This is a genomic window from Gracilibacillus halotolerans, assembly GCF_014206945.1.
Classification (GTDB): domain Bacteria; phylum Bacillota; class Bacilli; order Bacillales; family Amphibacillaceae; genus Gracilibacillus; species Gracilibacillus halotolerans.
Genome location: NZ_JACHON010000001.1, coordinates 283,840 through 297,704 on the forward strand (window position 1 = coordinate 283,840; position 13,865 = coordinate 297,704).

Genomic DNA, 13,865 nt, shown 5'->3' on the forward strand with positions numbered 1-13,865 from the left:
TTTAAAGAATTTCAAACTATTTTTTTAGGTGAAGCTATATAAGTGCCTGTTTGAACTCTTAAAAATAGGGAAAACTTCATATGGCAGAAAGAATACTGTATTCTTTCATTCTAGACAGAAGGAGCGTTTAAAGGCATGGGGTATACAAGGGACAATATTAAAAAGATTATTGAAGAAGAAAATGTAAAATTTATTCGATTACAGTTTACAGATTTATTAGGTACGATTAAGAACGTTGAAATTCCCTTAAGTCAGTTAGATAAGGCACTTGATAATGAAATGGTATTTGATGGTTCATCTATACAAGGTTTTGTAAGAATTGAAGAATCAGATATGAAGCTATCTCCAGACTTAGATACGTTTGTAATTTTTCCATGGACAAGTGAAAAAGGTAGAGTAGCTCGTTTTATTTGTGATATTTATAAGCCAGATGGAACTCCATTTGAAGGATGTCCTCGTTATAATTTAAAAAAGAATCTTAAAATAGCGAAAGATATGGGGTACGATGCATTTAATATTGGTACAGAACCAGAATTTTTCCTTTTTAAACTTGATGAAAGAGGAGAGCCTTCACTTGAGCTGAACGATAAGGGTGGCTATTTTGACTTAGCGCCAACGGATTTAGGCGAAAATTGCCGAAGAGATATTGTTTTAGAGCTAGAAGAAATGGGATTTGAAATAGAAGCATCTCACCATGAAGGAGCTCCTGGTCAACATGAGATTGATTTTAAATATTCGGATGCTGTGAAACATGCGGATGATATCCAAACATTTAAATTAGTAGTAAAAACGATTGCTAGAAAACACGGCTTGCACGCAACGTTTATGCCAAAACCGTTGTTTGGTGTGAACGGATCAGGGATGCATTGTAATATGTCTCTTTTTAAAGACAATCAAAATGTGTTTTTAGACGAGAATGGTCCATTACAACTAAGTGAAACAGCCTACCATTTTATTGCAGGAATTTTAGAGCATGCACTTGGATTTACTGCCATCACAAATCCAATCGTTAACTCTTATAAGCGCTTAGTTCCAGGCTACGAGGCACCAAGTTATGTGGCATGGTCTGGTACAAATAGAAGTCCATTAATCCGTGTTCCAAATTCACGAGGATTAAGTACCCGAGTAGAAGTACGAAGTGTAGATCCATCTGCTAATCCTTATATGGCACTGTCTGTTTTATTAGCAGCGGGACTAAGTGGCATTAAAAGTAAATTACAACCACCAACTGGGGTAGATTGTAATGTATATGAAATGGATAAAAAAGAACGAAGAGAAAATGGTATCATTGAATTACCAGCGACATTAAAAGATGCGTTAGAAGAACTCAAGAAAGATAAAGTGATACAGGAAGCTTTAGGAGAACACATTGTCAAAAACTTTATCGAATCAAAAGAAATAGAATGGGATATGTTCCGCACACAAGTGCACCCATGGGAAAGAGAACAGTATATGCAAATGTTTTAATTATTTAACCCCTTGACACAATGAGTGTTGAGGGGTTTGTTTTTGTGGGAATATTTTAAGTTGATGAATGCAATCAATGTTAATGCCGCAATTCACTACAATTATTATTAATTTATAATGAAGCTATGTAGATATAGCTCGACCCCGACCACCGGTAGCTTTAGGTTAAAACGAGTTAAAAACGATAAAACACTCACAAATTTGATACATCAATGTTTGTAGGTGTTTTTGTTTTGCGGGAAAAAGGCTTTAAAAGGTTAAATTTGAAATAATTTTACACATTTTTTACACAAGGTCTTCCTGAGAGAATAGTGAATATCTATTGATTTTAAACGATATTTTCACTCTGATTATTCAGATTGTAGTGAGTCTTCGGTCATAAGAAATGGTAAAATTATATTAAGTAAGTATAATAGAGGGAGATTTATAAGTCTGAAAAGAAAGAAGGAATTACAAAGTGTCAATGAAGAAAATAAGGGTATTTTTTCAGTGGCCTCGGACAGGAACATTGTCCCTGAACCTCTAAATAAATTGAAACTATTACATATATGACAGGAGTGTAAGGTAATGTCGGGAGTCTTTTTTGGGAAATTCGATAAAGCAAAGCCAGATCAAATTGAAAAGAAGTTTTATGCAGCTGGACCTAAAGGGAATTCATGGTATGGTGGCATTGAGCTAGGAGACTATGTATTTCCTATTGTGAACACAAAGGTTATTGGATTGTGGCAGGTCAGCAGATATGGCGAAGTCCCTAATAACATAAATAAAGAAAGTAATGAAGTAGTCATTTTTGATGAAGTTCGTTCTTTTAAAGAGCCAGTCCCTTATTTGCAATTCATTAAATATCCTTACTTTGATCTTGATCTTAACTTATTAAACAAAATCGCAAAGCCAACGATCGGTTGTGGCTTTTTTGAAATAACTATTAATGAAGATGCACCAGAGATCAGAGACTTTCGCTTTGAAAACGAACGAAATATATACATAGCCTATTCTGATCATGAACTCACTTTTTTAAAAGACCATGATATTGTGGTTTCCATTGATAAAACCGCTGGACTGAAAATTACGAATATCAAAGTATACAAGGATGGTGCTTTTCATCAGTATCGTCCATTGAAGAGAATCTATGAAGAGAAAAATGCTCCAGCAGAACGATATACGTTGAAAGAATTACATACGTTTGCGAAAGAAGAATCAATGCGAAAGAAAAATTATTTAGAAAAAGTTATCTCAGGATTAGAGCAAGACGGTTACTTTGTTGTGAGTAATCCAGTAAGCTTCTACGATAGTGTTCTCGTCGGGCGGAAAAGAAATAATCGTACGAATCAACAAGATCCTGATGATCCGCAACAAGGCGATGATGAGATTGATGAAGAAAACATCATTGCTGAATTAGAAGACTACCAACTCTACGCAAAACTATTGAATTTTAATCCCAATCTTATCTTGTATGGACCACCAGGCACGGGTAAAACTTATGCGACGCATCGAATTATCGAGGCCTTTGAGCAAAATCAATTTGGAGCATTTAAATCATTTAATGAGATCGAGAAAGAAAAACGTGTGAAGTTTATTACGTTCCACCAATCCTATTCGTATGAAGAATTTATTGAAGGAATACGACCACAGGTGTTGGAGGAAGATACGGATCAACAAGTACTCCAATATAAAGTGGAGAGCGGCATACTGAAAAGAATCGTTGAAACAGCCTCAACACAAAGCCTCCGAAATAATAGTAATGTCGGTTTAATAAATGAAGGATCACGAATTTGGAAGGTTTCCTTAGGGCAAAGAGATGAGTCTCATATTTACGAACAATGCAAACAAAATAACATTATTGCTGTAGGGTGGATTTATGGCAAGGACTTAAGCAAAGGTTTTGCAAAACAAGACTTTTTCGAAAAATTTAAAGCGGAGCGTGGGGACGATGCACCTAATCCAAGTAATGATGCGAATAGTCTAAATAACTTGGTCAATGAAATGAAAGAGGGCGACATTGTTCTTATTTATGATAGTCCGACAACCATACGTGATGTTGGTGTTATTAAAAGTAAATACAAGTTTAACCCAAACATGAATTACCACCATACTCGGGATGTAGTTTGGCTTAAAGAATTTGAAGAACCCGTTTCCATTTACGAACAAAATGGTCAAGTAAACTTAACGATGAAAACAGTCTATGAGCTTAATCGCCTTGATATATCCGATGTGCAGGTGCTCGTGGAGTCTAACAATGAGGTAGAGCAGGAAGAGCCAAAAGACCGTCCTTATTATTTAGTTATTGACGAAATTAATCGCGGTAATATTTCTGAGATTTTTGGAGAATTGATTACTTTAATCGAAAAAGATAAGCGGGAAACACTGTCAATCACTCTACCATATTCCAATAAACCATTTAAGCTTCCTAGTAATTTATACCTTATTGGCACGATGAATACTGCTGATCGTTCGATTGCCATGCTAGATACTGCACTAAGAAGGCGCTTTAGTTTTGTGGAGCTTGAACCGGACAGTAATGTTTTTTCGAAAGCGCATCTGGATGTAGCGTTGAAAGTAGGCGCTGTTCACTTAGGCAAATTACTAGATGCAGTTAATGGAGATATTACTGAACTATTGGACCGGGACCACCGAATTGGTCATTCTTATTTCATGGGTGTGATAACAGTGGATGATTTATTTTTTACGTGGTATTACAAGGTTTTACCTTTGATCAGTGAGTATTTTTACAATGACTACGATACGATTAAGCAATTAGTAGGGACATCATTTTTTAATGACACAGGAAGTATCCACTTTTTAAATCATCGTAGATCAGGAGATGAACCGTCAGAATTTGAACAAGCTCTCGTTAACATTTATGAAGGGTCCTAAAATCGTATGTATAGCAAGCGAATGATTACTATTTTTGAAGACAGATATTCCAATGTGGAGCTATCGGGAAGTGAAGTGGAAGAATTACTGTCATTAGAACCGCTGTGGGGCAAACAAAACTTGCTGTTTAGAGCAGATAATAAACTACTCATGAAGCACTATGTTGGCTTTGTAGCAACAAAAAACCTTCAGATTCAGACACTACCAAAAGTATATCAATATACGAGTATAATGGATGAAAAGCAGGAACAGAAAGAATCAATTGCATTACTATTTCGCATGTTATTTTACTCTGGGTTTATAAATGTAAAAGAAATACCTGATGCTCAGACAGTAGCAAACTTCGATAGTGACATCTTGGAAATATTTATTTCAATCTTTATCAAGAGGTTTCTTGCTTTATATAACTGCAATGTTCATCGGAATTATGAAAGTATAATAGAGAAATCTGGGCTAATAAAAGGGAAAATTTTATTCAACGAAAGTATTAAAGCAAGTCATGGCTTACTTCATACCCATGTAGTCGAATACAATCACTTTACGAAAAATACAATCATAAATCAAATTATTAAAACAGTTATTACCCACTTATTAAAGGTAACAAAGCGGAAAGAAAATAAGTTTTTGTTGAAGAAGGGGCTTATTTACTTAGAAGATGTTCAGATGATTTGGTTGTCGGAGCATACTTTCAAAAAGGTGCGGTTCAATCGATTAAATGAGTCTTATAAACCAATTGTAGAATTAGCAAAGGCTTTTGTGTTGAAACGACAGCCTGGAATGATGAAGGGAGATCCGACTACATTAACTTTCCTTGTGCCAGTCCATAAATTGTTTGAGCATACCGTTTTTACTGCCTTCAAGGGTCATTTTGATCGTTTAGAAGGATGGAGCGTAAGAAAAGAGGCCCCACAAAAAGACCTTGTTCCTAATGTCGGCTATCGCTTGAAACCAGATATAACAGTTTCAAATAATGGTCAAATTAAGGTCATTGTAGATGCAAAATATAAGAACCCTTTTCAAGGCAGTGAAGTAACGGTTCGAGAAGCGGACTTATATCAAATGGTCACATATGCGGCTAGGTATAATTGTAGCCAAGTGTATCTAATCTATCCGAAGTTCAAAGGCCATCATACAATGAAAAATCCAATTGCCGAATATCAGATACCAGTGATGGGAGATTGTGAAGTCAAAATTACAGTCGTTCAAATGTATATCCATGAAGAAGGACTTGGAGCAGACGAGCTCGGGAGAATAGTGAGAGAGGGTGGGGCATGGGGACAGGAATGATTTTCCAGGATCTCTTCCTCTTAAGCTAAGCGAACTAGCGAGTGGTTAATATGATATTGCCTCAGGTTCAAAGCGTCAGGCACTTCAAATTTACATTTTTCCACAGGTGGTGCCTGTCACTTTTATTAAGGTAACAACGATTTAAATTAAGAAACGATATAACACTCGCAAATGTTGATACATCAATGTTTGTAGGTGTTTTTTGTTTTGCGGGAAAAAGGCTTAAAAAGGTTAGATTTGAAATAATTTTACACATTTATTACACATGGATATTAGTATTATATACTTTGTAAGATTGTTTTCGTACGTAATAGAAATAAGAAAAGTGATTGGCTTGTCATTCTGAGTACGGATTGCACCCTGAGTGATCAAGAAATCATTCGTATCTATGGTATGCGCGGGGACATTGAAGTCTTTTTCAAAACAACGAAGTCCCTTTTAAAGCTAGAAAAAGAGTTTCAGAGCCGTTCGTATGATGCACTTATCAGTCATACAACTATTGTATTTACAAGATATATCGTTCTTTCATGGCAAAATTGGTGCAGTACCGATGACCGGACTTTAGGTGGTATGTTTTTTGAGTTGTGCGATGAAATAAATGAACTTGATTGGGCTGTGGCACTACAGCAATTGATCGAGCTTCTTAAAGATACCCTAAAACAACCAACAAAAAATTCAAAAAAATAATAAATAATCAACTACAACAATGGATTGCGGGTTTGCCTAACTATATCAAGGTATCATGCCAGTTTTAGACTGCGAAAGTTGAGTCAGTTAATAAAACCACCATCAAAAAAATTCCTTTATCTTCACACTTTATTAGCAGAAACTTATGTTCATGTTAATACTTTTAACAGCACAATTAAAGATGATATTAAATGGAGAGATAATAGATATGCTGCTGTAGTATGGCAGGTTCAAGAGGGTAAGAAATCGAAATATAGGCCAGACGCAGAGTTGTTTATTAACGATAAAATTGTTTCCATAGAAGCAGATCGTGCAACTGAAAGTAGTAGTATGCTGAAAGAAAAATTTAGAGGCTATTTTAGTTATTTTGATCATCTTAAACAGAAAGAACAGCAGGATAGAATTCCTAAAACTATTCTTTTTGTCTTAGAGTCTTCATGGAATAAGAGAAGAACACAAACTATTATAGATAGTTGGCTTGAAACAATGGGTGATTATGTTCGTTCTATAGATTTGTACGTTACTTCAATTAGTGATTTAACTTCGTTTATTAAAGACTATTATTATAGTGAGGAACTTACTGGAAAGTTTGCTGTGCAAATAGACTCCGATAACTCTGTTTATAACATGAAAGACTCAAGTGATTTCCCATACAAGGATACATTTATGGGAGTAGAAGGAGCTGTGGCATTTTGGGCTGCTAATCGTCCTGCTGATGAAGGTAGGGTTCGGTATGATAGGATATTACATTGGTTAAAATTTGATACACATAAAAATTTAGTCGTAAAACACTTTGTTCCAATTTTATGGACAACCACTGAGATACCGAATGTAGAGGATTTACCACACTGTGCTGTATATGAGACTGATACTGAATTGTCTTTTGGCATATGGCATTTTTTCACTATGGTGTGGAATTCCCTGAGGCAAACTTAGGACCATTTGGGAAGTGGGAAAAACTTAATATTACAGAAAATATTAAAGAAACTTAGAAGAGGCAATAGTGAAGCTTTAGTATGTAATGTACTATAGCTTTTTTGCGTTCGAAATAATAGATTGGAAAAATAAGTTACTATTTAATGCATAATTCAATGAAATTAAGTCGATATAGATAGTATAATAGACCTGAGTGATATAACCCAAATATAAAAGAGAGTCTAATATGTTCATTCTGAAGAAAATTGCAAGGAGGCGGTATTATGAACGCGTTAATAGATAAACTTCACAACATTTGTAAAGAATATCCGTTAAAAGAAAAAATACTAATAGTCGATACTCATTCAATTGGCCAAGAGATTAAACAGGCATATGTAAATGAGTATGGTCATGTGATTCAGTTAAAAACGAATACAGTGCACAATTTAGCTGTAGATGTCATGAACCAAAAATCTAATCATGTATTACCACTCATAGAACAGTCCATTGGGACGCAATTTATTTATCATATACTTAAAGATTTGAATGAAAATAAAGAACTTTCTTATTTTCTAGACTTAGAAGTGACTCCATCTTTTAGTAGTAGTATTCATCAAAGTATCTCTCAATTGCGACTTGCTGGTTATACAAAAGACACCCTAAAGAAAGAAGCATTTATTTCTTCAGAAAAAGCAGATGACTTCCAACGAATCATGAATCGCTATGAAGAGGCTCTGAGACAGTATCAATTCATGGATAAAGCTCATTTGTTTCGTGAAGCAAGTAACCTAGCTCGACCGCAAAACAATGCTGTATTTATTATGCAATCCAACCTTACGTTAACCCAATTATCACATGATTTCCTGCAGCAATTTTTATCAAAAAATGTATTCAAGCTCCCGTTACCGGCTGTTTACGGTGTTTCTATTCCAGAACACGAGGAAAAGGATTTACGTTCGATCGAATGGAGTGCGCCAACCGCATTTAGTTATTTATATCATGTAGAGGAGCTTCCTAAAAAGCCTAACATTACATTATTTACAGCAAAAACAGAAGAAGTAGAGATAAAGCAAGTGTTGCAACAAATCAAGCAATCGGAGGCTGCGCTGGATGATACCGTCATTTTTTATCCGAAAGCGGAACCGTATATAACGACTATTTATCAGCTATCGGAAAAATATCAAATTCCAGTTACTTTTGAAGACGGTCTGTCGATTCTTTATAGTCAGCCAGGTAGATTAGTTGCAGGATTAATCAAATGGTTGAAGGAAGACTACAATGTTCGAACCTTTATTGAAATGATGAATGAAGGGTTAATAGAACTGCCAGAAGAAGCACCTTCCAAAAGTAAAATCTCCAAGTATCTTCGCGATGCTAAGGTTGGATGGAGCCAATCTCGATATAGTCGCCAGTTGGAACAATTGAAGATTCAAATGCAACAAAAACAAATAAAAGCTGAAAACGAAGAACTACAGGAATATTATCAAAAACAGGTTAATGATATAACTTGGCTTAAAACGTGGTTTCAAAGATTATTTAGAAGTCTACCAATAGTAGGTTCAGAGTTAAACTATCAAGACATTTTACAAGGTATATCTACTATGGTCAAAAAGCACGCCAAAACTACTTCCATCCTAGATGAGCTTGCTAAGGCAGAGCTCATCGAAGAAATGGAAGCCATCTTCCCATATGCCAATGAAACGTTACGTCCGTTTGAAGCGTTTCAAAAGGTAAGAGAACTCCTCTTCATGCTACGGGTTCATAAGTCAGGACCAAAACCAGGTTATTTACATGTTGGTTCCTATTATAATGGAATCTATCATAATCGTAAAAATGTTTTTATTGTTGGACTCGACAATCATGCATTTCCAGGCGAATCAAACGAAGATCCACTTATATTAGATAAAGAAAGAAAACAGCTTAATGGATTTATGCCAATACTTCAGGAGAATAGCACTAACAATTTATTTGCGATGCTACAGTTGTTAGCGCAAACGCAAGGAAACGTTTTTTTTAGTTATTGTACTTTTTCTATTAACGATAATCGAACTGTCAATCCTGCACATATCTTTCTGCAAGGATATCGAATGATAACGGAAAATCCTAACGCTGATTTTGAAGAATTAGCAAAGCTAGAGTCTCCGCTGACATCACCGGCTACGTTTGAGGCGAAAGATTACTGGAATCAGTTGTTAGAAAAAGATGCAAATATTCGCTTAGAACAGGAACTATTAAATTCCTATCAAAACTTAGTGTTCGGTGAAGAGGCTGAAGAAGCAAGAACAGAAGGTGAATTTACACATTTTGATGGAAAGGTCAATATTGACAGAGATCTCTTTGATCCTCGACAAAATGAAAAGCTAGTACTTTCTTCTGGGAGATTAGAAAGATTGGCAACATGTCCATATTCGTATTTTCTAGAAAACATCTTGAAATTAAAACCAATTGAAGAAACAGAGTTTGACCCTTATTCATGGTTAGATGCACCTACAAGAGGTAGTTTGCTTCATAGCATTTTTGAATCTTATTATAAAACATTGGATGGCGAAAAGCCTACTTATAAGAAACACCTGGAAACTATCTTGACTATTGCAAAGAAAAAAATAGATGAACAAAAAGCGATTCAACCACCTCCTAGTGAGCGGGTGTTGGAAAGAGAAATGAACGATATCTATCAATGCTGTCGAATTTTCTTAAAGGAAGAGGAGAGTTATTCAGAAGGCTATCAAGCAAAATACTTTGAACATGCTTTTGGATTGAATGGAGCTGAACCAGCAACAATTACTTTGCCAGCAGGAGAAACAATCCAAGTAAGGGGAATCGTTGATCGAGTGGATCAGTCCAACGATGGACATTTTCACATTATTGATTATAAAACAGGTAGTACTTATAACTACCATGATAAGAATCAATTCCGTGGAGGAAGACAGCTGCAGCATTTTATCTATGCATTAGCCATTGAAGAGCATTTAAAACTAGAGGCGGGAACAGTGAAAGAAAGTTCCTACTACTTTCCAAGTGTGAAAGGATTAGGAGAAAGATATGTTCGAAATCAGGATAATGTGCTAAGGACTAATGGACTTGATATTTTAGAGAAATTGATTGATGTCATTAAGCATGGACATTTTTCCATGACAGATAATGCGGATGACTGTACGTTTTGTGATTTCAAAGCAGTTTGTCGTCGAGAACTTTATCCACAAGAGACCTTGAAACAAAAACAAATGGATAGTCTTGCAGAAGGAGTACAAAAATTTAAGGGGGTAAGGGCCTATGAGTAAATCAATTGTTGATCAAGAAGCACGCGATAAAATAAAGAATAATCTTACTACGAATTTTTTAATAGAAGCGGGTGCAGGCTCTGGTAAAACAACAAGTTTAGTGGGGCGAATGGTTAACTTAATCTATTCAGGTACTTGCCCTATTGAGAAAATCGTTGCTATCACATTTACGAGAAAAGCAGCCGATGAATTGAAACTCCGCTTTCAAGTGGAATTAGAAAAGAAATGGAAAGATGAAACGGATACCACGAAACAGAAAAGACTTAGTGTTGCAATTCAAAATATGGAAAAGTGCTTTATTGGTACCGTTCATTCCTTCTGTTCAAAACTATTAAGAGAAAGACCAATGGAAGCTAAGCTTGACATCAATTTTCAGGAATTAGAAGAAGCGGAAGACGATGAGCTATTGGAAGAGGCATGGCATCTATACCTTTATCAGTTAAAAGATAGCCATGGACAAGAGTTAAAGGATGTTAATGAGCTTGGGATTAATGAGGATGATTTATTTAATTACTTTAAGACAACGAAGATGAAGGATTACACAGACTTGGAATGGGTAACCAAGAGGATTGACAAACCTGATTTGAAGTCATCCTTCCATTCATTTTCGCTTTTGATTAAGGAAGCTGCACGATTATTACCAAATGAGGAACCTGAAAAAGGTTATGACCCACTGCAAAAATCACTCATTAGTGCATTAATGAAAATTCGTCACATGGATGAAAGCAAGGATAATGATATAATGGTGATTTTTAAGCTATTTAACAAGAAGCTAAAGCCAACATTTAATCGTTGGAAACCTGAATATAAAGAAGACGTTAGGTACTATAGTGAAAAAATTACAGACGAATTTGAGAAATCTATAAAACCAATACTCCAATCGTGGTGGGAGTATTCTCATCCAATCGTCATCAAGTTTTTAGCGGGTGCCTTAGAAGCTTACGAAGAGTTGAAGCGGCAACGTTCCTTATTAAATTATCAAGATTTACTTTTGAAAGCTACGTCCCTTTTGAAAGAAAATGCAGAGGTTAGAGGGTATTTTCAACAAAAATATCAATGCTTGCTTGTTGATGAATTCCAGGATACGGATCCTATTCAGGCCGAAATGATGTTTTTCCTAACTAGTGAAGACTTGCAAGAAAAAGTTTGGACAAACTGTAAGCCTAGAGCAGGTTCGTTATTTGTAGTTGGTGATCCTAAGCAGGCTATTTATCGATTCCGACGTGCAGATATTGATACGTATAACCGTGTTAAAGAGCTAATCGAGGAACATGGTGGGGAAGTCTTACAGCTAATAATGAACTTCCGAACCGTTAATACCGTTACAGAAAGCTTAAATCAAGTGTTTGAACAGCTCTTGCCAGAAAAGGAAACAACTTATCAAGCAGCTTATCGTGCCTTACATGCGTATCATGAGGATGACCGCACCTCTTTAACGGGTATTAAGCAAATTACCGTACCTGTAGATTATTCTAGGAAAAATGACGTACTCGCAAAAGATGCAGACAATATCGCACGCTATATCAAAGAGCGAATAAACGAGGGCTATCCAGCTAAAGATTTTATGGTATTAAATCGTTACAATGAAGGAATTGCAACGTATGCACAGGCAATCGAAGACTTAGGTATACCGGTGAGTGTTAGTGGTAGTATTCAAATTGGTGAGTTAATAGAGTTCCGTGACATGCTGACAGTCCTCGAAACATTTATTGATCCGACTGATTCTGTTGCGTTTGTAGCGACGCTTCGTAGCAATTTTTTCGGCATTAGTGATGAGGATTTGTACCAGTGGAAACAAGCGAAAGGTTCCTTTACTTTGTACAGTGCCATTCCAGAGGATATACCGGAAGAAACAAAGAAAAAGTTCGAGCTTGCCCTAAGCAAACTTTCCACCTATCAAAAATGGATTCGAAATTTTACCCCAACGGTTGCGATAGAGAAGATTATGGAGGATATAGGTTTTTATGCCTTACTTGTCCATCACCAATTAGGAAAAGCTGCACATAAAAGCTTATTACAAATTCTCGAACGACTAAAGAAAGAAGAATCCATAGGGAATACAACGTATCATTCAATCTTCCAAACGTTTTGTCACATGGTGAATGAAAAAACGGAAGTAGCTAATCTAGAGCAAGATGCTAGTGCAGTACGTGTCATGAATATTCATAAGGCAAAGGGACTTGAAGCACCAATTGTATTTTTGGCACATCCTAGTAAACAAGTGAAAACAGCATCAATCGTAGACAAACATATCAAAAGGGATGACCATGGCTCGAAAGGTTATTTTTCCTTTACTATCAACAAAAAGCCTGTCGCCCTTCCGTTAGAGTGGGACGCATGGAGAGAGGAAGAATTGAGTTATTTAATCGAAGAAGAGATACGGATTCTGTATGTCGCTGCTACAAGAGCAGAAAAAGCATTAATTATAAGTTCTAGTGCGAAAAGTAATAAAAATAATCCTTGGAAAGAATTGTTGACGATTGAGAATATCGAAGAAGTAGAAATAAGTGATGAAGAGTTATCAACAACCGAACCTGCCTATCTACATATAACAGACTATCATCGGGAAACAAGGAATCCCTTGGACTGGCTAGATAAACGTAAAGAAGCAACGTATGAGTGGTGGAGTCCAACCGATGATAAGGGAGTTTTAGCGATGGAAAGGGAAGTTGGCGGTGGAAAGGAGTGGGGAACCGTCATTCATGATGTACTTGAGAAAGTCGTGCAGAAAGAAGACGTAACCCATTTTGTGCGAAATGCGCTGTCTAGGCACGATTTACCTCTCGAACGGGAAGTAGAGGTTTATGAATATATCCAAGCTTTTAAGAACTCGGATATATGGATGATGCTGGATTCAGCCGAGGAAGTTCTTACAGAAGTGCCATTTAACCTCAAAGTATCTCAGGATGACCAGCTATATTCTCTGATGCCGATGGAGGACCAGCAGCAAGATGTCTATGTTACTGGGATAATTGATTTAATTTATAAGCTTGATGGGGAATGGTTTATTGTCGATTACAAAACCGACCGAGCAAAGAAAGCGAATGATTTTAGCAGGTTAAAAGATTTCTATCATGAACAAATTCTGTTTTATCAAAACGCTTGGGAGCATATGACTGGGGAAAAGGTTAGAGATGTTAAGTTGTTTTTCTTTTCAGAAACTGTTGAAGAATCTTTGAAATAAATGCAAGCGGCTATTCTATGCTGGCCCCTTTTAGTTATAAGGAAGGCGCAAAATGAGGATTCATCTAAGTATGCCAATGAGAACTTAATGGTAATTGATTTGAATCAATGTATTTCGAACATCTTCAATAATAGCTTTTAGATGAACAACAATTAATGAATTCATCACGA

6 protein-coding genes and 1 pseudogene are annotated in these 13,865 nt (G+C 36.1%); all 7 read left to right on the plus strand.

Translation table 11 applies throughout. From position 1 onward, the window contains the following. The first annotated feature begins 135 nt into the window (after nucleotides 1–135). The 7 genes and pseudogenes from glnA to GGQ92_RS01460 all read left to right on the plus strand — a co-directional run bounded on the left by glnA (nucleotide 136) and on the right by GGQ92_RS01460 (nucleotide 13,695). Nucleotides 136–1,467 carry a type I glutamate--ammonia ligase gene (glnA, locus tag GGQ92_RS01435; RefSeq protein WP_184243826.1) on the plus strand — a complete coding sequence of 444 codons (1,332 nt, stop codon included), beginning with the start codon at nucleotides 136–138 and terminating at the stop codon, nucleotides 1,465–1,467. A 567-nt stretch (nucleotides 1,468–2,034) separates the two neighbouring features. Continuing rightward, nucleotides 2,035–4,341 (plus strand): AAA family ATPase, encoded by a 2,307-nt coding sequence (locus tag GGQ92_RS01440; RefSeq protein WP_184243828.1) that lies wholly within the window; start codon nucleotides 2,035–2,037, stop codon nucleotides 4,339–4,341. A 6-nt stretch (nucleotides 4,342–4,347) separates the two neighbouring features. After that, a complete protein-coding gene (locus GGQ92_RS01445) occupies nucleotides 4,348–5,628 on the plus strand; it encodes an McrC family protein (RefSeq protein WP_184243830.1) in 1,281 nt (426 codons plus the stop codon). Between the two features lie 291 nt (nucleotides 5,629–5,919). Then, nucleotides 5,920–6,397, plus strand: a pseudogene (locus GGQ92_RS16325) (IS4 family transposase); the annotation flags it as partial. Next, nucleotides 6,394–7,251 (plus strand): replication-relaxation family protein, encoded by an 858-nt coding sequence (locus tag GGQ92_RS01450; protein WP_184243832.1) that lies wholly within the window; start codon nucleotides 6,394–6,396, stop codon nucleotides 7,249–7,251. The pseudogene GGQ92_RS16325 and the gene GGQ92_RS01450, both read left to right, overlap by 4 nt. A 263-nt stretch (nucleotides 7,252–7,514) precedes the next feature. After that, nucleotides 7,515–10,511, plus strand: coding sequence for a PD-(D/E)XK nuclease family protein (locus GGQ92_RS01455; RefSeq protein ID WP_184243834.1), 2,997 nt, complete (start codon nucleotides 7,515–7,517; stop codon nucleotides 10,509–10,511). After that, the gene (locus GGQ92_RS01460; protein WP_184243836.1) at nucleotides 10,504–13,695 is read left to right on the plus strand and encodes a UvrD-helicase domain-containing protein; all 3,192 of its coding nucleotides are present in this window, start codon (nucleotides 10,504–10,506) and stop codon (nucleotides 13,693–13,695) included. The genes GGQ92_RS01455 and GGQ92_RS01460 overlap by 8 nt, the downstream gene beginning before the upstream one ends. Nucleotides 13,696–13,865 lie beyond the last annotated feature (170 nt).

Bases quoted from the DNA above. Each gene is read 5' to 3' on its own strand.
- glnA (WP_184243826.1), top strand. From the start codon at position 136: ATGGGGTATACAAGGGACAATATTAAAAAGATTATTGAAGAAGAAAAT.
- GGQ92_RS01440 (WP_184243828.1), top strand. From the start codon at position 2,035: ATGTCGGGAGTCTTTTTTGGGAAATTCGATAAAGCAAAGCCAGATCAA.
- GGQ92_RS01445 (WP_184243830.1), top strand. From the start codon at position 4,348: ATGTATAGCAAGCGAATGATTACTATTTTTGAAGACAGATATTCCAAT.
- GGQ92_RS01455 (WP_184243834.1), top strand. From the start codon at position 7,515: ATGAACGCGTTAATAGATAAACTTCACAACATTTGTAAAGAATATCCG.
- GGQ92_RS01460 (WP_184243836.1), top strand. From the start codon at position 10,504: ATGAGTAAATCAATTGTTGATCAAGAAGCACGCGATAAAATAAAGAAT.